Origin of the sequence: Planotetraspora kaengkrachanensis (assembly GCF_016862895.1) — a bacterium.
Taxonomy (GTDB): domain Bacteria; phylum Actinomycetota; class Actinomycetes; order Streptosporangiales; family Streptosporangiaceae; genus Planotetraspora; species Planotetraspora kaengkrachanensis.
This window is the reverse complement of the sequence record NZ_BONV01000003.1, coordinates 130,298-150,581: the sequence shown is the minus strand read 5'-3', so window position 1 is coordinate 150,581 and position 20,284 is coordinate 130,298. Positions and strand designations below refer to the sequence as shown.

Below are 20,284 nucleotides of genomic sequence, written 5' to 3'. Positions count from 1 at the left end.
TCAGTGATCCCTGGAGGTGATGAAGTGGGCGATGTCGAGGAACTCCGCGCGGACGCCCGCGGGCATGTCCGCCCGCACGAGGTGGCGCTCGGCGGTGTCGAGCCGGTGCTTGGCCTCGGTCTCCGCCCAGTCCCGCCCGCCCGCCTCGTCGACGAGCCGCGCGGCCTCGCGCAGGTCGGACTCCGCGAGCGGTCCGGGAGTGGCGAGGAGGGCGGCGAGCGCGTCGCCCGCCGGGGTCCCGCCGGTCAGGGCGGCCACGACCGGGAGGGTCTTCTTGCGGCTGCGCAGATCGGACAGCACCGGCTTTCCCGTCGTCTCCGGGCTGCCCCAGATGCCGAGCAGGTCGTCCACGAGCTGGAACGCCAGCCCCGTCTCCGCCCCGAAGGACGCGAGGGCGGACACGAGCCGCTCCGGCGCGCCCGCCGCGATCGCGCCGATCGAGCAGGCGCAGGCCAGCAGAGCGGCCGTCTTGTCCGCGGACATCCGGCGGCACTCCTCAAGGCCGACGTCGTCCCGCCGTTCGAAGTCCAGGTCGAGCCCCTGGCCGGCGATCAGCCGCCGGGTGGCCGTGAGCAGGCTGCGGGCGGCTCGCGTACGCGCCGGGTCCGCCTCGTCCAGGACGAGCTCCTGGGCCAGGACGAGCAGGGCGTCGCCCGTGAGGATCGCCGCTGATTCGCCGAACACGGTCCACGCGGCGGGGCGGTGCCTCCGGGTCGGATCGCGGTCCATGACGTCGTCGTGGAGCAGGGAGAACGCGTGCACGAGCTCGACCGCCGCGGCCACCGGCAGGCAGCGCTCCTCGTCGCCTCCGGCAGCACGCGCGGACAGCACGGCGAGGGCCGGGCGCAACGCCTTTCCTCCGCCTCCGGTACGCCGTCCCGAGGCGTCCGTCCATCCCAGGTGATAGGAGGCGACGCGGGCCGACAGCGGGTCGAGCCGGGAGACGGCGTCGCGCAGCACGGGCTCGACGAGCTCCCGCGCCGCCGACACCGACGGCGGGGTCACTCCGGTCATGGCCTCGCCTCTTTCAGGTGGCGTCTGGCGAGGCCCGCCGCCGTGAGCCCGCTCCGCACGGCGCCCTCCATCGTGTCGGGCCAGCCCGTGGCGGTCCACGCGCCGGCGAGATAGAGGCCGGGCATCAGGGTGGCCGCCTCCGGCCGGAGCGCGCCGCTGCCCGGGCTCTGACGGAACGTGGCCCGCCGTTCCCTGGTGACGAAGAAATCCCTGATCCTGGCCTCGCGGGATCGGGGCAGCAGCCGCTCGATCTCGGGGACGAACGCCCCGCGCACCTCGGCGGTCGCGGCGTCGATCCACCGGCGCGCGGCCGAGACGGAGATCGCCAGGTACTGCCCCCCGCGGACCCCTCCGGCACGGGTCTTGTCGAAGATCCACTGCACGGGCGAACCCGTCACCGCGGCGAACGGCAGGTCGATGACGCGCCTGTCGTAGACGATGTGGACGTTGACGATCGGGCTGGCGTCGAGCGCGCTCCACCGGTCTCGATCTGGCGCCGCGTCGACGGGGACGAGTTTCGCCGCCTGCTCGTGCGGCGTCGCGACGATGACGGCGGCGGCCTCGATCCGGGCGCCGTTCACCACGATGGTGGGTCCAGGCTCGATCGCCTCGACCTTCGCCGACAGCCGTACCTCCCCGCCTCCGCGCTCGATCGCCGACCTCGCGGCCGTACCGTGGAGCTCCCTGAGGGAGACGGCGGGGACGCCGATGTCGGCGGCGTCGGCCCGGCCGAGCAGTGCGGTCTTGAAGACCATCGCCGCGGGGCCCAGCGCGGCCTCCTCCGTGCGCACGTTGAGCGCGGCCACGGTGAACAGGTCCCACAGGTCGCGCCTGGCGGCCTCGCTCTGCCCGTGCGCGGTCAGCCAGCCGCCGAGGCCGGCCCGGTCGAGGCGGAGGTCGGCGGGGTCGAGCCTGCGCAGGGCGAGCGAGCCGCGCATCGCGCGCAGCCGGTCCGCCGGGGTGAGCAGCGAGTACGTCGCCAGAGCGGGCAACATGTGGAGGGGTCCGGGCAGCGCGGAGCGGCGCAGCCGCCCCGTGCGGCCCCCGGGGGCGAGCACGTGCATGTCGAACCGGTCCTGAACGGACACGTTGCCGGTCTGTCCCAGCCGGTCGAGCAGCCCGCGGTAGGCCGTGCAGCAGCGGAGGAAGACATGCTGGCCGTTGTCGGCGAGGAGCCCGCCCCGCTCGAACGAGTGCGTCGCCCCGCCGAGCCGGGGGCGTGCCTCGAAGAGGATCACCGGGATCCCGGCCTCTGACAGGGCGACGGCAGCGGCGATGCCCGCGAGCCCGCCTCCGACGATCGCGACCCGCGCGGGCGGCGCGGTCACCGGCCGGCTCCGGCGACGGCGCGCGCGGCGACCATCGCCTTCATCCAGGGGGCGAGGGACAGCCGCCGGGACAGCGCTCCGGCCGGGTCCGCCGCGATGCGGCCGAGCAGCCGCCGGTAGATGCCCGCCATCGCCGCGGTGCAGGCCGCGCTGCGCCGGTCGAGAAGGGGCACCAGGCGCATCCCGTCCTCGTACCAGCCGAGCGCGCGATGTGCTTCGAAGCGCACCAGGTTCGCCAGCCTTTCCGGTGGATCGGCGAACCTGCCCGAGCCGTCGAGGTCGAGCGTGCACCCGAACCGGTCGAGATCCTCGGCGGGCAGGTAGACGCGTCCGGCGACCCGGTCCTCGGAAAGATCGCGCAGGATGTTCGTCAGCTGGAGCGCCACCCCGAGCGCATCCGCGAGCTTCGGCGCGGCGGGCTCCTCGGACCCGAAGATCCCGAGGGACAGGCGGCCGATCGACCCGGCGACGTGCCTGCAGTACGTCAGCAGGTCGTCGAAGCGTTCGTAGGTGACGCCCCGCACGTCCGCGGCGCAACCGTCGATGAGTTCGTGGAAGGCGGGGAGCGGTATGGGGTACCGGCCGGCCGCGTCGTGCAGGGCCACCAGGACGGGGTCGTCGCCGGGGGCCAGCCGGAGGGCCGCCCGGGCGTCGGTCAGCGCCGCCAGCCGCTCGTCCGCCGGCCCCGTGCTGTCGCCGATGTCGTCGATCCGACGCGCGAACGCGTAGACGGCGCTGAGCGCACGCCGTTTCTGCGGCGGCAGCAGCAGGATGCCGTAGGCGAAGTTCTGCGCCCTGGCCCGGACGATCTGCTCGCACTGCCGATAGGCGTCGGACGGGTCCACCGGCTCACCTCCCTCTCGTGAGGACGCGCAACCACTCGGTCAGCAGCCGGTCCCGCCGCGGCCGGACGGCGGTTCCGAGGACGTCGTGACGGCCGCGCTCCAGTGCCGCGACGGTGGCGCGCCCTCCGGCGACGTAGCCGGCCACGGCCAGGCGGGCGAACCCGCCGAGCGTGCGGACGAGCGGCGCGCCCTCGTCGAGCAGGGCCGCCGCGCGCCGCGTCTCGAACGCGACGACCCGGCGCAGGCACGGTGAGGTCGAGGGCGCGGCCAGGTCGGCCTCGACGCACCCGAAACGCCGCAGGTCCTCGCCCGGCAGGTAGATGTGCCCCCGCGTGAAGTCCTCGCCGACGTCCTGGCAGTGCTCGATGATCTGCAGGGCCGAGCAGATCCGGTCCGACAGGCCGAGCCGTTCGGGCACGGCGAGGCCGAAGACGTGCAGCACGATGTGCCCGACCGGGTTGGCCGACAGTGCGCACGAAGCCAGCAGGTCCTCGAACGTGCCGTAGCGCGTGACGGTCTGTTCCCGCCGGTTCGCCTCGACGAGCCGGTGGAACGGTTCGGCGGGGATCGCGCAGGCCTCGATCGTCGGGGCGAGCGCCCGGATGACTGGCAGCCGCGGTTCGCCGCCGTCGTAGAGACGGGTCAGGTCGGCGTCGACGGCGTCGAGCAGGCGGAGGCGCTCGCGTGGGTCACCCGGGTCGGCTTCCGAGCCCGCGTCGCCGATGTCGTCGACGCGGCGGGCGAAGCCGTACACCGCGATGAGGTGGCGCCGGTGGCGACGCGGCAGCAGCCGGGACGCGACAGGAAAGTTCTCCCTGCGCACCGGCGCCGCATCACAGGCGTCGCTGACATCGCCAGCACTCCCAACGTTTCCCACAGCGCCGAAACTGCTGACATTGCGGACGTTGCGAATGTGGCGGAGAACGCCTCCCCCCGACAACATGACAACAGGATCTCCCTGGCGATTCGCCACAAAACATGGCATGAGCTCGCCGGACTTTACGTACGTGGCCGGTCGGGCAGACGAAATGTTTTGATCACGACCGGCGAAGTCGAGGGAATTCAAAATCCTCATTGTCAGGACTGATCAGTAAATGGAATCGCTTTCCCGCGCTTTTGCCGTAATGGCGTGAGGTAAAAGCTTCGCGTGCCTGGGCGGCCCCCGCTCGTACCGCCGGGCGCGGCGGGGTAGGAGCCCGGCGGAAGCCGGCCGGACGCGAGCCGACCGTCAGCCGACGCCGTGCTCGGCCAGGGGGCCGACGCGCAGTCCCGCGGAGCGGCAGTGATCGACCAGATGCCCGAGCGCGCCGAGCGCCGAGCGCCACGCGCCGGGTGCCGAGGTGCAGTCGGAGTCGTGCAGCAGGAGCGTCGCCCCGCCCCGCAGGCCGGGCGTCATGGTCTCCAGCACCGACTCCGGGGTGGCGTGCGCGGTCCAGTCCCGTCCCCAGGCCGTCCACAACACGGGGCGCAACCCCCACCACCGCGCCGCGAGGAGGGCCTCCGCGCTGAGCACGCCGTACGGCGGCCGGTACCGGACCGGGCGGACGCCCGTCACCGCGCGCACGAGGTCCGCGGCGCGGCCCATCTCGACGGCGACCCGGCCAGGAGGCGTCGTGAGGGAGTTGCGGTGGTGCCAGCCGTGCACGCCGATCTCGTGGCCGGCCTCGGCGGCACGGCGGGCGACGCCGGGGTGGCGTTCGAGCATCTCACCGAGGACGAAGAAGGTCGCCCGGCACCCCAGCCGGTCCAGTTCGTCGAGGAAGCGTGGCGTGGACCGGGGATCGGGCCCGTCGTCGAAGGTCAGCGCGACATGGCCGGGCGCCCCCTCACCGGCGAGTCCGGGCGTCAGGCGGCGGACGGCGGGCAGCCAGGTCGCCCCGGGGCCGGCGTGCAGCAGGGCCGCACCGCCGAGCCCCCCGAGTGCGAGAAGAGCGCGAGTCATCCCCTCAAGTGTTCTCAGGGAAGGTGCTCGTGATGCCAAAGGGGCGAAAGATCCTCATCCTGAGCGCGGCCATGGGAGCCGGGCACGACGGCGTCGCCACCGAGCTCGGCCGCCGGCTGGCCGCCCAGGACGTCGAGGCCGAGGTGGTCGACATCCTCGATCTGCTGCCGCTGGGCGTGGGGACGTCGTTGCGCCGGGGGTACGGCTGGATGATCCGCTCGGCGCCGTGGCTGTACGCCGCGATCTACCAGGTCTTCTTCGTGTCCGAGCGTGCTCCCTCGACCTCCCCGCTCACCCTCCTGGCCGCGGAGCCGCTTCGTGAGCTCGTACGGCTCCGCGCGCCCGAGGCGGTCGTCTCGACCTTCCATCTGGCCGCGCAGGTCACCGGTCACCTGCGCGAACGCGACCGGCTCGCCGTCCCGAGCGTGGTCGTCGTGACCGACTTCGCCGCGCACCGGCTGTGGCTGCATCCAGGGAACGACACGTACCTGTGCGGCGACCCCGTGACGGCGCGCACTGTCGCCGAGGCGACCGGCCGCCCCGCCCTGTGCCACGCCCCGCTCGTCCGGCCCGAGTTCCTCGAACGGGACGCCGACGTGGGGCGGGCACGCGCGCGGCTCGGCGTCCGGGAGGGCGACCGGCCGGTGCTCGTCTCCGCCGGAGCCTGGGGAGTCGGGGAGGTGGAGGAGACGGCCCGCGTCCTGGCCGCGTCCGGCCGCTATCTGCCGGTCGTCCTCTGTGGGCGCAGCGACCGCCTCCTGCGCCGCATGCGGGACGCCGGAGCCTGGCCGGCCCTGGGCTGGTGCGACGACATGCCGGACGTGTTCGCGGCGGCCTACGCGATGGTGGACAACGCGGCCGGTCTGACCTGCAGGGAGGCGTTCGCCGCCGGGGTGCCGGTCGTCTCCTATCGGCCCATCGCGGGTCACGGCCGCGACGGCGCGCTGGCCATGGAGCGGGCGGGGCTCAGCGTCTACGCGCGGGACGCGGCCGAGCTCATCGGCGCCCTCGACCGCCTCGACGGCACACCCGAGCGCGCCGGACTGATCGCCAGAGGGGCCGCGCTGTTCAACGCGGCGTCCCCCGAGTCGCTTCTTGGTCGCCCGTATCGATGACCCCGTCTCCCCGGACCGCCGCCGAGCGCGACAGCAGCACACTGCCCAGAAGGATCAGCCCGATCCCCAGGAGTTCGGGCACCACCCACCCACTGGTCCTGATGTCCTCGCCGAACAGGGCCACGCCGTACCCGGTGCTGGCCACCGGGTCGGTGACGGTGAGCGCCGGCTGCACGGCGACCAGGGGCGAGCACTGCAGGGCGTTCTGCAACAGGAAGACGCTGCACAGGCCGGTCGCCACCATCGTGTAGAGCGGCCACGAGGTCAGCACGCCGGGCGGGTCCCGCTCGAGGACGTCGATGGTCCGCTTCATCAGCACAGCGGTGTAGGCGAAGGTGAGCCCGGCCGCGATGCCGAGAGCCACGCCGCGCAGCCCCAGGCCGCCGGGCATCCTGCCGCTGACCACGCCGACCGCGACCGCCACCGCCACGAGCCCGGCCGTGACCGCCGCGGAGATGACCCAGCCCATGAACCCGGGCATCTTGTCGGCGTTCGAGGGGGAGGCCGCGGCGAGGAAGAGGGCGAGGCCGGAGGTGACTGCGCCGACGGCGAGCCACGACTGCCGGCCCAGCTGGATCTTGAACAGCCACGCGGCGATGAGCATCGTGATCGGCAACTCCACGACGAGCAGGGGTTGCACCAGAGCCAGTCCGGCGAAGCCGAGCGCGGTCGCCTGGAAGAGGAAGCCGCCGATGAGGGCCAGGATGCCGAGGAGCCACGCCGGGCGCCGGACCAGGTCCCACATCAACGCCAGGCGGAACGCCTCACTCGGGGGAGCGGATCGGGCGGCCTTGCGCTGCAGTACGGACGCGAGGGCGTTGCACACCGCCGCCAGAAGTGCGAGAGGAACAGCGATCATGATGTGCCCCCCGGATTCCCCGTCCGCTGAGGGTGCAATACCCGCCAGAGGGTCATCCACCCTGCTCCCTGCCAGGGTGTGATCATGCACGGGTTCGCGGAAGCGCGCGCTGGCCAGGACCGATGCTGGGCGTGATCATGCACAGATTCGTGAGGATGGGGCCTGACCAGCATTGATGGCGTGCGTGATCATGCAATATCGGGGGTCGCAGGGTTGGGCGTACGACCCGCGTGCGCCGTGGCGGACGCGATGCGGGGGCAGTGCCTGGACGAGGACGCCTCACCCGCGCATGATCACGAAGCTTGTTCGAGCAGGTGAGGGGCCATGTCGCCGAATCTGTGCATGATCACGACATGTGTATGCGCAGATGGGACAGTGTTTTCCCGAAGGTGTGCATGATCACGGGCGGGGGTCAGCCGCGGGCTAGGCGGGGGAGCAGGGCCGAGGCGATGGCGATCATGACGGCGGCCGAGGCGAACAGCACGCCGAAGTCGAGCGGGAGCCGGGCGGAGGTGCCGACCAGGAGCCCGCGCAGGGCCTCGACCTCGTAGCTCAGCGGGTTGATGTGGTTGATCACCTGGAGCCATCCCGGCATGAGTTCCACCGGGTAGAGCGCGTTCGACGCGAAGAACAGCGGCATCGTGATGGCCTGGCCGATGCCCATGAGCCGGTCCCTGGACAGCACCAGGCCGGCGATGGTGATCGACAGGCAGCAGAAGAACGCCGACCCCAGAAGCAGTGCGACCACCAGCAAGATGATCTTGAACGGGTTCGTCTCGAGGTGGACGCCGAGGATCAGCGCGAGGACGAGCACCACGACGGCCTGGGCCACCGCGCGCACCCCGGCCGCGAACGCCTTGGCGCCGACCAGCGCGATCCGCGGCGTCGGCGTCACCAGCAGCTTGGCCAGCACCCCGGCGTCACGCTCCCAGATGATCTGGATGCCGTAGAAGATCGCGATGAACAGCGCGGACTGGGCGAGGATGCCGGGTGCCAGGAAGTCCAGGTACGGCGTCGAGCCCGTCGGGATCGCCCGGATCCGGGTGAACACCTGGCCGAACACGAGCAGCCACAACGCGGGCTGGACGGCCCGGGTGACCAGCTCGGTCCGGTCGTGGCGGAGCTTCTGCAGCTCGACCAGGCACGTCGTGGCGACCCGCGAGGCGACGGTGCGGGCGAGGGCGAGCGGTCCTGGCTCGGTCTCAGCCGACGCGGCGGGCGGTGCGACGGGCAGCGCGGACATCGCGCATCCCTCCGTTCTCGTTGTCGCCGGTCAGGGCGTTGCCGGTGTGGTGCCGGAAGACGTCGTCGAGGGTGGCGTCCGGGCCGAGGGCGTCCTTCAGCTCGCCGGGGGAGCCCTGCGCGCGGATACGGCCACGGTGCATGAGGGCGACGCGCTCGCAGTGCTCGTCGGCCTCCTGCATGGCGTGGGTCGTGACGAGGACGGTCATCCCGGTGGCCGCGCGGATCGCGGCGATCCTGTCCCACACGCCGTCGCGGGCGACGGGGTCGAGCCCGACGGTCGGCTCGTCGAGGATCAGCAGCTGCGGGGCGCTGACCAGGGCCTGGGCCAGCTCGAGCCGGCGCACCATTCCGCCGGAGTAGGTCTTGCTCGGGCGGTCGGCCACCTCGGTGAGGTCCATCGCGTCGAGCACGGCCGCGACCTGCGCCGCACGGGCGGCGCGCGGCACGTCGTACAGCCGGGCGAACAGGGCCACGTTCTCCCTGCCCGTCAGGGTCCCGTCGGCGGACAGCTGCTGGGGGACGTAGCCGATCAGCCGGCGCACGGCCGTCCGCTGGCGTGCCACGTCGCGGCCCATCACCTGGATCGCGCCGGGCGGCGCGGGCAGGAGCGTCGTGATCATCCGGATCGTCGTGGTCTTGCCGGCGCCGTTCGGCCCGAGCAGGCCGAACACCTCGCCGCGCTCGACCTCCAGGTCGAGCCCGTCGACGGCGACGGTGTCGCCGAACTTCTGACGCAACCCGACGCAGCGCAGCGCTGGGGTCATACGACGTCCTCCGCGAGTTCCGTGATCAGGTGCCGCAGGGCGGGCAGGGCCGCGACGACGGTGGACACCTCGTCGTCGCTCAGCCGGGCGAAGGCGTCGCCGACGAGCCGGCTGCGGGTGTCGCGCCATCGGGCGAGCCGGGCGACCGCGGCGTCGGTGAGGAAGAGCCTGGCCGCGCGACGGTCGGCGGGGTCGATCTCGCGGCGCAGAAGCCCCGCGGCGCCGAGCTGGTTGACGAGCGTGCTGACCGAGTTGCCCGCGAGATGGAGGGTCCGGGCGGCCGCCGCGACGCCGATTCCCGGCTCGGTCTCGATGAGCTGCAGCAGCTCCACCTGGGCGCCGCGAAGCAGTGGGCCGGGCAGTTCGGCGCGCAGGCGCCGCCGCACGACGCGCCGCAGCGTCAGCACGACGGCCATCACCTCGTCCGCCGCGGCGGGAGTCCTCATCGGAGACATGAGACTCATTATACCTCTTATTAAGAGGTAATATCAGGACAAATTATGATCAACGTGACGCCGGTCGGCGGCCCGGAGAAAGGGATCAGGAGACGGCCGCGGCATCGGTCCCTCTCAGTTCCCGCTCGAACCAGGCGATGGTCCGCAGCAGCCCTGTCTCCGGATCGATCTGCGGCCGCCAGCCCAGTCGCCGTACCGCCAGCGAGGTGTCCGGCCGCCGGACGTCGGGGTCGTCAACCGGCCTTTCCACGAAACGGATGGGCGAGCAGGACCTGGTCAGACGGCGGATCGTCTCCGCCAGTTCGAGGACGGACATCTCGACGGGGTTCCCGATGTTCACCGGGCCCGCGAAGTCGCTCGAGGCCAGCGCGAGCACCCCGCTCACCGTGTCGTCCACGTAGCAGATCGACCGCGTCTGGGTGCCGTCTCCTGCCACGGTGAAGGGCTCGCCGGTCAGGGCCTGACGGATGAACGTAGGGATCGCCCGGCCGTCGTGGGGCCGCATCCGCGGGCCGTAGGTGTTGAAGATGCGGACGATGGCCGTGTCCACCCCGCGGGACTCCCGGTAGGCCGTGGTGAGCGACTCCGCGAAGCGCTTGGCCTCGTCGTAAACGCTGCGCGGCCCGACCGGGTTGACGTTGCCCCAGTAGCTCTCCCGCTGCGGGTGCTCCAGTGGATCGCCGTACACCTCGCTGGTGGAGGCGAGGACGAAGCGGGCGTCCTTCTCCCGGGCGAGCCCCAGCGCGTGAAGCGTGCCGAGGCTGCCGGCCTTCAGCGTCTCGATCGGATGCCGCAGGTAGTCGGCGGGGGACGCGGACGAGGCGAAGTGGAGCACCAGGTCTACCGGCCCAGGCACGTGGACGAATCCGGTGAGGTCGCACTCCATGACACGGAAGCCCGGCCGTCCCATCAGGTGCTCGACGTTGCCCGGCGACCCGGTCAGGAAGTTGTCCATGCAGGTCACCGAGGCGTTCAGGTGGACGAGCCGCTCGCACAGGTGGGAGCCGAGGAAGCCGGCGCCGCCCGTGACCACCGCGTGGAGACCCGTCATCGTGCGACCCCCTCCAGCGACCCCGGGCCGCGTCCGCATGGATCGCCTCCGTCGCGTGTGGTGGTGGTTGCCGCACCCCGCATTAATAAACGGACTTTTATTGATAATTCAACTTAAATGGGACGGGATCTCAAAGGTCGTCACGGACGAGGCGGCGGCGGGCCTGGTTAAAGACCTCTTGGTGCAGGTTAGACCTCCACTCTCCCGGGTAACGGTAACCGGACGAAAGTATTCAAACACCGCAAAAGTCGCGCTCGGGGTAGAGGTCGACGGACCCCCGGAGGAGCGCCATGGAGGACGGAATCAGATATACGCGAGGCGGATGGCGGGGATTCGCCGCACGGCACCGGGATGTTCTCGTCGACGTCGCGCTGGCGATGGCGGTTCTGGTCTGCAGCCTCCCGCCGGCGCTCGTGGGCATCGGCGCGCCCGCGTCGTGGGTGAGCGCGCCCCGCTGGTTCGCCGTCCTGACCGCCGTCGTCGCCGCCCTGTCCATGCTGGTACGGCGCCGCACGGCCTGGCCGCCCCTCGTCGCCGCGGTGATCTGCCTCGCGGTCACCGGGGAGTTCCTGCCGTTGACCCTCGCGGCGTACTCGATGACGGCGCACGCCACCGTGCGGAGGTGGGAGCGGGTCGCCGCCGCGGCGGCGGTCGCCTACCTGGCGATCAGCGTGCTGGCCCGGGCGCCGTTGCACCTGCTCTGGGCCGACGCGATCCGCGCCGTGGCGCTGGTCTACCTTCCCGCGATGATCGGGACCTGGGTACGGGGCTACCACACGATGCAGGCGGAGTTGTGGCTCAGGGAGGAGCGCGCCGCGTCGGATGAGCGCCGTCGCCTGGCGGGGGAGCTGCACGACACCGTCACCCACGCGGTCACGGTGATGGTCCTGCACGCCGGCGTCATCAGGGACAGCGAGGACCGCACGGAGGTCGTGTCGCTCGCCAGGATCATCGAGGACAAGGGCGTGCGGGCGCTGTCGGAGCTGAGAGAACTGCTGACGGTCGTGCGCCGTGGCGACATCCCCGCCGCGGCCAAGGGCGTCGACGCGATCCCCCAGCTCGTCGACGATTGCGTCGCGACCGGACTGCGGGTCGATCTGCGGCTCGACGCGGACACGCTTTCGCGGGAGGCCGGCCACGCGTGTTACCGGATCGTCCAGGAGGGGCTCAACAACGTACGCAAGCACGCGCCGAGCTCTGAGGTGCGGGTCGTCTGCGAGACCAGGGGCGAGGTGACCAGGGTCTCCGTGATCAACGGCGAGACCGGTGACGAGCCGCGCCCGGCCGGGATCATCTTCGAGAGCGCCGGGCCCGGCTACGGGCTTGAGGGGCTGAAGGAACGCGTCGCCCTGATGGGAGGCCTGCTCGCCTGGGCTCCGACCGAGGAGGGCGGGTTCGTGCTGACGGCCAGGATCCCCCGCACCAGAGAGCTGGGTTATCCGCCCCCCGTGGGGCGGCGGGGGCCGGTGGGGTCCGCCGCCGGTTCCCGGTGATCCCTCGCTGTTCCGCCCGCCCGAGTGATCATCTCGGATTCCCGTAAATATCCGGATTTGTTGGTTACGTTGTGATCAACATCGGACGCGGGTGAGGGGCGGATGAACATGGAGCAGGCACCGGTGGGGATCGATCCAGCGGTTCCGAGCGTCGCGCGGATCTACGACTACCTCCTCGGCGGCACGGACAACTTCCCCTCCGACCGGGCGGCGGCCGACAAACTCGCCGAACTGACCCCCAACATCAGGGAGGGCGTCCAGGCCAACCGCCGCTTCCTCAGCCGTGCGGTGCGCTTCCTCGCCGAGAACGGGATCCGGCAGTTCCTCGACATCGGCGCAGGCCTGCCCACGCAGGAGAACGTCCACCAGGTCGCGCTGCGGGTCGCGCCGGACTCCCGGATCGTCTACGTCGACAACGACCCGATCGTGCTGGCCCAGGGCGGCCGCCTGCTGGCCGACGACCCGCGTTCGATCCTCCTGGACGGCGACCTGCGCGAGCCCGAGGCGATCCTGAGCGACCCGCGCGTCCGCGCGCACATCGACTTCGACAAGCCGGTCGCGCTGCTGCTGCTCGCGGTCCTGCACTTCATCCCGGAGGACGACGTCGCGGAGCGGGCGGTGCGCACGTTGTGCGACCGGCTCCCCTCGGGAAGCGGGCTGGTGATCAACCACCTCTCCTTCGGCGACATCGACGACGGCAAGCTCGAGGAGGGGCGCGAGGTCTACCGCCGGACCGCCACCGGCTCCGTCACGCCCAGGACCCGCACGCAGATCCTGGGGTTCTTCGACGGGTTCGAGCTCGCCGAGCCGGGCCTGGTGTCCACCGGGGAGTGGCGCCCCGAGCCGGACGAGCCGAGGATCCCCAAGCTGCCCGGCATCGACGGCTTCAGCGGGGTGGGGCTTCGCCGCTGAGGGCGGCGGCGCCCGTCATACGGAGCTGGCCATGGGACCGCCGTTGTACCGCACGGCGTCGCCGATCGCCTCGAGGAGGTCGAACGGCCGTCCGGCGGCGTCGGCGTACGCGCGGTGCAGGTTGAGCACGAGGCGCTCCGCGTCCGGCCAGGCCGCGAACTCCCCGAGGTCGCAGCGCTGCGCCGCCTCGAGCGGCGTAAGGCCCTCATCGAGCCCGGTCCGCGCCGTCCGCAGCACGAGCTGGAGGTAACGCTCCACGTCGGCCAGCACTCCGGGCAGCGCGGCGCCGTCGATGAGGGGGCCGTGGCCGGGGACGACGTGGTCGGCGCCGAAGTCGGCCAGCCAGCCCAGCGACGCGATCGCCCCCTCGACCGAGCCCATGAACACCAGCGGTGTGACGCCGTGGAAGATCAGGTCACCGGTGAACAGGACCCGCTCTTCGGGAAGCCAGGCCACGACGTCGCCGGTCGTGTGGGCGCTGTAGCCCGGGTGCAGGAGGTCGACCCGTCGTGACCCGGTGAACAACGTCAGATCCGAGCGCAGGACGACGGAGGGGACCCGCCTCGTCACACCGCCCCAGTCGGGCACCGGCTGCCAGACGGGCGGGCAGCCGTCGATGATCGGGTCGGTCAGCAGTCCCTCCCGCATGGCCTCGTGCCCGATCAGCACCGTCGAGCTCGGCAGCAGGCTGTTGCCGTACGTGTGATCGCCGTGCAGGTGCGTGTTGACCGCCATGGTCAGCGGGGCGTCGCCGGTGGCCGCGCCGACGGCGGCCAGGAACCGGCGGGTGCGCACCTCCGTGGCGCAGGTGTCGACGACGATCGTGCCGTCGGGGCCGCTCACCGCGCCGGCGTTGTTGATCCACCAGGTGCCGTCGGGCTGCACCCAGGCGAAGACGCCTTCGACGATCTCGTGCAGGGCGGCCGCCTCGGGTGCGGAGCCGGCTCCGTCGTGCGTCGATGTCACCGTCGTCATCCCTCTGTTCGTAGGTGGACCGCGCGTTCGCGGGCCAGGTCGCGGGCACTTCTGGCGCTCGCGTGCACCGGTTACGATACGACCCGTTTGGGCGATTTGATGACGAGGTCCCGCCGTACGGCGCGAGCGCGGGAACGACAGGCGCCTCCCGGAGGGGAGGGCCGGAGGAGATGGGGCAGACTGGCGGATGCCCCCGTCTCACGGCGAACCGCAGGAGCATGAGAGCCCATGGCCGACCCACGCGCCGGACAACCCGCCCGCCCCTCCGACCTCGTTGACGTGGCCCGTCTGGTGACGGCCTACTACGCCCTGCATCCCGATCCCGAGCAGCCCGGCCAGCGGGTCGCCTTCGGGACGTCGGGGCACCGGGGATCGGCGCTCAACGTCGCGTTCAACGAGGACCACATCCTCGCGACCAGCCAGGCCATCTGTGAGTTCCGGGCGAGCAGGGGCGTGGACGGGCCGCTCTTCCTCGGCGTCGACACCCATGCCCTCTCCGAGCCCGCCCGGGTCAGCGCGCTCGAGGTCTTCGCGGCCAACGGGGTGTCGGTGCTGATCGACAGCCGTGACGGGTACACGCCGACGCCGGCCGTGTCCCACGCGATCCTCACCTTCAACCGCGGGCGCGGCGCGGGGCTCGCCGACGGGGTCGTGGTCACGCCGTCGCACAACCCGCCGGCGGACGGAGGCTTCAAGTACAACCCGCCGAACGGCGGCCCGGCGGACACCGACGCCACGTCGTGGATCCAGGACCGGGCCAACGCGCTGATCGCCGGCGGGCTGAAGGAGGTCAGGCGCGTCCCCTACGCCCGTGCGCTGTCGGCGGCCACGACCGGCCGCTACGACTTCCTCGGGGCGTACGTCGGCGACCTCGGATCGGTGGTGGACCTCGAGGCGGTCAGGGACGCGGGCGTCCGCATCGGGGCCGACCCGCTGGGCGGCGCCAGCGTCGCCTACTGGGGGGAGATCGCGGAGCGGTACGGGCTCGACCTGACCGTGGTGAATCCCCTGGTCGATCCGACCTGGCGCTTCATGACGCTCGACTGGGACGGCAAGATCAGAATGGACTGCTCGTCGCCGTACGCGATGGCGTCCCTGATCGGCGCGCGGGACGCCTACGCCGTCTCGACGGGCAACGACGCCGACGCCGACAGGCACGGCATCGTGACCCCCGACGCCGGGCTGATGAACCCCAACCACTACCTCGCCGTCGCGATCTCCCACCTGTACGGCAACAGGCCCGGATGGCGGCCGGAGGCGGGGGTCGGCAAGACCCTGGTCAGCAGCGGCATGATCGACCGGGTCGCGGCCGATCTGGGCCGGCGCCTGGTCGAGGTCCCGGTCGGGTTCAAGTGGTTCGTGTCCGGGCTGCTCGACGGGTCGCTGGGCTTCGGCGGCGAGGAGAGCGCGGGCGCCTCGTTCCTGCGCCGCGACGGTTCGGTGTGGACCACCGACAAGGACGGCATCGTCATGGCCCTGCTCGCCTCGGAGATCATCGCGGTCACCGGCCGCTCGCCGAGCGAGCACTACGCGAACCTGGTGTCCCGCTTCGGCGACCCGGCGTACGCCCGGGTCGACGCGCCCGCGACCCGCGAGCAGAAGGCGGTCCTCGGCAGGCTGTCGGCGGAGCAGGTGACGGCGGGCACGCTCGCGGGCGAGCCGATCACCGAGGTGCTCACGGCGGCCCCCGGCAACGGCGCCGCGATCGGCGGGCTCAAGGTGTCCACGGAGAACGCCTGGTTCGCCGCACGTCCGTCCGGCACGGAGGACGTCTACAAGATCTACGCCGAGTCGTTCCGAGGCCGGGACCATCTGGGAGAGGTGCAGGCGGAGGCCCGGGCCCTCGTCGACGCGGCCCTGTCCGCCTGATCTCTCGGGTCTGAACGGCCGGACGCCCGCCGCGGGAGCTTCGTGCCCGCGGCGGGCGCCCGTTCGGTCGACTGTTCGGTCGACTGTCCGGTCGTTCGGGATCAGTCGCCGTAGAGCAGGTCGATCGCGTCGGAGTACTTGCTGTGGATGATCCGCCTGCGCAGCGAGAACTTGGGGGTGAGCTCCTCGGTCTGGGTCGACCACTCGACCGGCAGGACCTTCCACTTCTTGATCTGCTGCACCCGTGCCAGGCGCTCGTTCGCCCTGGCCACGATGCCCTCGACCGCCGAGAGCACGTCCGGGTGCTCGGCCAGGTCGGCGAGCCCGGTGAAGGCGATGCCCTGGGTGCGGGCCCAGGCGGGGGCCGCCTCGCCGTCCAGGGTGATGAGCGCGACCGGGTAGGGACGGCGGTCGCCGAAGGCGAGGGCCTGGCCGACCAGGGGGTGCTCCTTGAGCAGGTTCTCGATGTTGGCGGGGGAGATGTTCTCGCCGCCCGCCGTGATGATCAGCTCCTTCTTGCGGTCGATGATCTTGCAGAACCCGTCCTCGTCGAGGGTGCCCACGTCGCCGGTGTGCAGCCAGCCGTCCTCGTCGAGGAGGTCGGCCGTGGCCTCCGCCAGGTTGAGATAACCCGACGTCCCGATGGGGCCGCGCATCAGCACCTCGCCGTCCTCGGCGATCTTGAGCTCGACGCCGGGGAGCGCCGGGCCGACCGAGCCGAGCTTGTACCTCGCGGGGGTGTTGACCGTGCACGCGCCGGTGGTCTCGGTCATGCCGTAGACCTCGAGGATGTTCAGGCCGAGGCCGGCGAAGAAGCGCTGCACCTCGATGGAGAGGGGGGCGGCGCCCGACGACAGCCAGCCCGCCCGGTCGAAGCCGATCAGCGACCGGACGAGCGACAGCAGGCCGGCGTCGGCCGCCTCGTAGGCCTGGACGATCTCGGGCGGGGGCGTCGCGCCGTTCTGGCCCGCCTCGATGTAGGCCACTCCGGCGGCCATCGCGGCCCGCGCCTGCTCCTGCTGCTCCTCCGGCTGGGTGTCCAGGACGGCCAGCAGCCCCGCCATGATCTTCTCCCACACCCGGGGGACGCCGAAGAACAGCACCGGCCGCACCTCGCGGAGCACCGTGCTGAGCTGCGTGAGGTCGGGGCAGAAGTGGACGTGCGAGCCCTTGAACAGGGGCAGGTAGAGGCTCAGTACCCGCTCGGCGATGTGGGCGTAGGTGAGATACGAGATCTGCGTGCCCAGGTTGGGCAGCGAGGACGTCCTCTCGATCGCGGCGACCTCGTAGCTGATGTTGCGGTGGCTCAGCGGCACGCCCTTGGGGTTTCCGGTCGTGCCCGAGGTGTAGAGCACCGTCGCGGTGTCGCCGGGCAGCACCGCCCGCAGGCGGCTCTCGACGAGTTCCGGGTCGGCCGCGTGCCGTTCGGCGCCGAGGGCGACGAAGGCGTCCCACGTGAGGTAGCGGTCGCCGGAGGGGCACGCCTCGGCGTCGAGCACGATCACCGTGGTCAGGTGCGGGAGCTCGCCCAGGGCGTGTTCCCAGCGCCGCAGCTCGTCGGCTCCGCCGAGCACCACGATCTTCGCCTTAGCGTCCGACGCGATGTACGTCACCTGCTCGGGAGCGAGCGTGGCGTAGACGGAGATCGGGGTGGCGCCCGCGTGCACGGCTCCCAGGTCCGCCAGCACGTGCTCAGTGCGGTTGACCATCATGAGCGTCACGGTGTCGCCCGGCTCGAGGCCGAGCGCCGCGTAGCCGGCCGCGATCGCCAGCACCTGCGCGCGGGCTTCGGCGAAGGTCAGCGTCTCCCAGGCGTCTCCGGCGCGCATCGAGTACGCGGGCGCGTCGGGGTGCGCCTCGGTGATGTCCTGAAGCCGGCTGCAGAGGGTGTATTCGCGAATCTGGTCCTCAATCAGAGAACGCTCGTGCAGAATGTCGGCTTTCGTCATAGATGAGCCTTTTTGTGTGGGGGATGGCATCTGACTTGGCACGTATCGCATCACGCGGTCAAATGGGTTACAAGAGGTTCACCTGAGTGCCTTTTCCCGTGTGCGCCCGGGAGAGCGTTCTTCCTGATGAGACGTCGTTTCCCGCGGGCTCGATCAGGCGGGGGGCGCCGGAATTTCCATTGGTCTGGACCATTCACGGTTCCGTGGAGAAATCCGACATGAGTCGTCGAGAATTCGCGGGTTCGGGAGCCGGGGCATTCGCGCCACGACAATGGGGTGCGGCCCGCTTCGAAGCCGTCCACCCTGATCGCAGGAGGCGGCCATGTTCACGCAGATCTTTCCGATCCTGACCACGTCTGACATGACCAAGGCGCTGTGGTTCTACGCGGCCGGCTGCGACGCCGCGGTGGCAGAACTGCGCGACGCCGGTGTGCCGGTGTTGCGCGAGCCGGCCGGCCAGGAGTGGGGCGAGCGCACGGCCATGGTCGAAGACCCGGACGGCAGCCGCGTCCTCGGGGCCGCCAAGGGCGTCGGCTGATCAGGCGGCGGTCAGCGGATCGCTTCTCTGGTCGAGGCTCCGCAACCGAAGGACGAGCCTGGCGCCCAAAGGCGAGTCCTCGCAGCGCAGGGTTCCCCCGTGGGCTTCGGCGATCTCACGGGAGATGGCCAGCCCGAGGCCGCTGCCACTGGGATCGCGGCGCCTGCCGGAGTCCAGTCGCGTGAAACGCTCGAAGACGCGCTCACGGTCGCGGGGCGCGATGCCGTCGCCGTCGTCGGACACGGTGACGACGACGTCGCCGTTCACCGTCTCGACGGCGACGTCCACCCGGGTCTCCGCATGACGCTGGGCGTTGTTGAGAAGGTTCTCGACGACCCGCGTGAGCTGGACGATCGTGCCGCTGACGTAGGCGCAGCCCGAGGGGTGGACGTGCACGGGCACGCCGCCGTTGCGTCGTGCGACGGCCTCCCTGACCAGGCCGGTGACGTCGACGGGGCCGGGCGGGGCCGGTTCCTCCTCGGTGATGCGGGCCATGACCAGCAGGTCGTCGACGATCGCCTGAAGGCGGTCGACGCCCACGAGCGCCGAGCGGATGGCATCGTGCGCGTTAACATTTTCCGGATCGAGGAGGGCGCCCTCCAGTTGGAGACGCATTCCGGCCATCGGAGTGCGCAGTTCGTGGGAGGCGTCGGAGGCGAAGCGACGGTGGTGCTGAACCGCCGTCTCCATCCGGTCGAGGACCTCGTTGGCGGTGCCGACGAGCTGCGAGATCTCGTTGCGGCCGGGAGGCTGAGGCAGCCGCAGGCTCAGGTCGTTCGGAGTGATCTGCGACATCCTGGCGCGGCTCAGCGTCACCGGGCACAGGGACCTGCCGAGCAGCGTCCAGGTCAGCCGGGAGATCGCCACGAGCAGCGGCAGGGCCGCGGCCGCGATCCACAACTCCAGACGGTGCTTCATCAGGATGGACGGTGCGGGAAGCGCGGCGTAGACGAAGGTGGAGTCGGGCTCCCGCGACGTCCTGATGGCCGTGAGAAGCGAGCATCCGTTCGGGCCGCACTCGGTCAGCTTCTGGATCGGGTTGTCCGGCGGCGGGCGCACCGCCGAGAGGGGCGGCAGGGCGGCCGCCTGCTTGCTGGCCTCGACGACGCGGTCATCGGAGTCGACGACCTGGACGAGCTTGACCTGGTTGAAGACGGGGATGGTGTGCGGCACCTCGCCGTTGCGCATCGCCGTGCTCCACAACCCGGCGACGCGTCTGGTCTCGGCGCAGGCGTCGGTCTCGAGTTTGTGCCGGATGACCATGTCCAGGCTCGCGCCCGCACCGGTCAGGACCAGGAACGACAACGCCGTCGCGGCCATCGTGTAGCGCGCGCGGAGCGACTGCGGCCGGTACATGGTCCAGCGGAATCTCCGGCCGCCGGTCGCGCCGGAGGCGATGGCGCGGCTCACCATGTCACCCTCCGGCGTTCCGGCACGAGCGAGCGGGCGACGGCCCGGGGCACGCGTGTCCGGTTCGGGAGGGGAGGTCGTGATGGGCTACGAGTCACCTGCGCCCTCCGCTGAACAGTCGTCGCCGCCGGGGTTGGGAACGGGCCCGAATCTGGAGAAGGGGGGTGTCCTCCACAACCGGGCGATGCCGGTCGCCGCGGAGCGGCCCTTGCGCGCGAGGCCGGAGGCCGGGAGCAAGGTGTGGCGGTTGCCTTCGCGGGGTCCGTTGAAGTCCATTTCGTAACTGTATGAACAAAAAGTGGCGTTTGGGTGGCTGTGTTACACCTAGCCTAGATGTAGGGATATGTGAACATTGTGTAGGACCGTGCAAGTTGAGGAGACTGTGTGCTCCGCCTGCCTGTGTCTACAGAGGTTCGGCGGTCCCTCGGCGGGCGTCCGGAATGCCGCCCGCGCGCGATCCACGCTCGGGGGGACGGCGTGACGCCGCATAAAAGTGGATTATGCAACGATCTACTGTCGA

The 20,284-nt window shown here is 71.3% G+C and carries 19 protein-coding genes; 5 read left to right on the top strand and 14 right to left on the bottom strand.

Going from position 1 to position 20,284, the window contains the following annotated elements; translation table 11 throughout:
• The 5 genes from Pka01_RS05340 to Pka01_RS05320 form a co-directional block, all read right to left on the bottom strand.
• Positions 1–1,014 carry a polyprenyl synthetase family protein gene (locus tag Pka01_RS05340; RefSeq protein WP_203881458.1) on the bottom strand — a complete coding sequence of 338 codons (1,014 nt, stop codon included), beginning with the start codon at positions 1,012–1,014 and terminating at the stop codon, positions 1–3.
• Positions 1,011–2,342, bottom strand: a complete 1,332-nt coding sequence (hpnE, locus tag Pka01_RS05335; RefSeq protein WP_203881457.1) for a hydroxysqualene dehydroxylase HpnE — start codon at positions 2,340–2,342, stop codon at positions 1,011–1,013. The genes Pka01_RS05340 and hpnE overlap by 4 nt, the downstream gene beginning before the upstream one ends.
• Complete coding sequence (locus Pka01_RS05330; protein WP_203881456.1) at positions 2,339–3,187, bottom strand: phytoene/squalene synthase family protein; 849 nt, start codon at positions 3,185–3,187, stop codon at positions 2,339–2,341. Before Pka01_RS05330 ends, hpnE begins: the two co-directional genes overlap by 4 nt.
• A gap of 4 nt (positions 3,188–3,191) precedes the next feature.
• Positions 3,192–4,010: a squalene synthase HpnC gene (gene hpnC, locus Pka01_RS05325; RefSeq protein WP_239114754.1), complete on the bottom strand. Its 819-nt coding sequence runs from the start codon at positions 4,008–4,010 to the stop codon at positions 3,192–3,194.
• A gap of 405 nt (positions 4,011–4,415) precedes the next feature.
• Positions 4,416–5,129, bottom strand: a complete 714-nt coding sequence (locus Pka01_RS05320) for a polysaccharide deacetylase family protein (protein WP_203881454.1) — start codon at positions 5,127–5,129, stop codon at positions 4,416–4,418.
• 32 nt (positions 5,130–5,161) lie between these two features.
• Between Pka01_RS05320 and Pka01_RS05315 the strand changes: the two genes are divergently transcribed.
• Positions 5,162–6,244 carry an MGDG synthase family glycosyltransferase gene (locus Pka01_RS05315; protein ID WP_239114753.1) on the top strand — a complete coding sequence of 361 codons (1,083 nt, stop codon included), beginning with the start codon at positions 5,162–5,164 and terminating at the stop codon, positions 6,242–6,244.
• Here Pka01_RS05315 and Pka01_RS05310 read toward each other — a convergent pair.
• The 5 genes from Pka01_RS05310 to Pka01_RS05290 all read right to left on the bottom strand — a co-directional run bounded on the left by Pka01_RS05310 (position 6,198) and on the right by Pka01_RS05290 (position 10,618).
• Complete coding sequence (locus tag Pka01_RS05310) at positions 6,198–7,103, bottom strand: DMT family transporter (RefSeq protein ID WP_203881453.1); 906 nt, start codon at positions 7,101–7,103, stop codon at positions 6,198–6,200. The two genes, Pka01_RS05315 and Pka01_RS05310, sit on opposite strands and share 47 nt — an antisense overlap.
• Positions 7,104–7,515: 412 nt before the next feature.
• Complete coding sequence (locus Pka01_RS05305) at positions 7,516–8,346, bottom strand: ABC transporter permease (protein WP_203881452.1); 831 nt, start codon at positions 8,344–8,346, stop codon at positions 7,516–7,518.
• On the bottom strand, positions 8,306–9,112 hold the full coding sequence (locus Pka01_RS05300) for an ABC transporter ATP-binding protein (protein ID WP_203881451.1): 807 nt from the start codon (positions 9,110–9,112) through the stop codon (positions 8,306–8,308). Before Pka01_RS05300 ends, Pka01_RS05305 begins: the two co-directional genes overlap by 41 nt.
• Positions 9,109–9,567, bottom strand: a complete 459-nt coding sequence (locus Pka01_RS05295; RefSeq protein ID WP_239114752.1) for a MarR family winged helix-turn-helix transcriptional regulator — start codon at positions 9,565–9,567, stop codon at positions 9,109–9,111. The genes Pka01_RS05300 and Pka01_RS05295 overlap by 4 nt, the downstream gene beginning before the upstream one ends.
• A gap of 85 nt (positions 9,568–9,652) precedes the next feature.
• Positions 9,653–10,618 (bottom strand): UDP-glucuronic acid decarboxylase family protein, encoded by a 966-nt coding sequence (locus Pka01_RS05290; RefSeq protein WP_203881450.1) that lies wholly within the window; start codon positions 10,616–10,618, stop codon positions 9,653–9,655.
• A gap of 290 nt (positions 10,619–10,908) precedes the next feature.
• Here Pka01_RS05290 and Pka01_RS05285 point away from each other — a divergent pair, with 290 nt between their 5' ends.
• Complete coding sequence (locus Pka01_RS05285; RefSeq protein WP_203881449.1) at positions 10,909–12,111, top strand: sensor histidine kinase; 1,203 nt, start codon at positions 10,909–10,911, stop codon at positions 12,109–12,111.
• A gap of 123 nt (positions 12,112–12,234) precedes the next feature.
• Positions 12,235–13,023, top strand: a complete 789-nt coding sequence (locus Pka01_RS05280; RefSeq protein ID WP_275414430.1) for an SAM-dependent methyltransferase — start codon at positions 12,235–12,237, stop codon at positions 13,021–13,023.
• 15 nt (positions 13,024–13,038) lie between these two features.
• On the opposite strand, the gene Pka01_RS05275 is transcribed toward Pka01_RS05280, so the two are convergent.
• Positions 13,039–13,998, bottom strand: coding sequence for an MBL fold metallo-hydrolase (locus Pka01_RS05275; protein WP_203881447.1), 960 nt, complete (start codon positions 13,996–13,998; stop codon positions 13,039–13,041).
• Positions 13,999–14,226: 228 nt separating this feature from the next.
• Here Pka01_RS05275 and pgm point away from each other — a divergent pair, with 228 nt between their 5' ends.
• The gene (gene pgm, locus Pka01_RS05270; protein WP_203881446.1) at positions 14,227–15,867 is read left to right on the top strand and encodes a phosphoglucomutase (alpha-D-glucose-1,6-bisphosphate-dependent); all 1,641 of its coding nucleotides are present in this window, start codon (positions 14,227–14,229) and stop codon (positions 15,865–15,867) included.
• Positions 15,868–15,968: 101 nt separating this feature from the next.
• Here the strand turns inward: pgm and Pka01_RS05265 are convergent, their stop codons facing one another.
• Complete coding sequence (locus Pka01_RS05265; RefSeq protein ID WP_203881445.1) at positions 15,969–17,816, bottom strand: AMP-dependent synthetase/ligase; 1,848 nt, start codon at positions 17,814–17,816, stop codon at positions 15,969–15,971.
• 322 nt (positions 17,817–18,138) lie between these two features.
• On the opposite strand from Pka01_RS05265, the gene Pka01_RS05260 reads away from it, so the two are divergent.
• The gene (locus Pka01_RS05260) at positions 18,139–18,354 is read left to right on the top strand and encodes a VOC family protein (RefSeq protein WP_203881444.1); all 216 of its coding nucleotides are present in this window, start codon (positions 18,139–18,141) and stop codon (positions 18,352–18,354) included.
• On the opposite strand, the gene Pka01_RS05255 is transcribed toward Pka01_RS05260, so the two are convergent.
• Both Pka01_RS05255 and Pka01_RS05250 read right to left on the bottom strand, forming a co-directional pair.
• Positions 18,355–19,764 carry a sensor histidine kinase gene (locus Pka01_RS05255; RefSeq protein WP_203881443.1) on the bottom strand — a complete coding sequence of 470 codons (1,410 nt, stop codon included), beginning with the start codon at positions 19,762–19,764 and terminating at the stop codon, positions 18,355–18,357.
• A gap of 87 nt (positions 19,765–19,851) precedes the next feature.
• A complete protein-coding gene (locus Pka01_RS05250) occupies positions 19,852–20,040 on the bottom strand; it encodes a hypothetical protein (RefSeq protein WP_203881442.1) in 189 nt (62 codons plus the stop codon).
• Positions 20,041–20,284 lie beyond the last annotated feature (244 nt).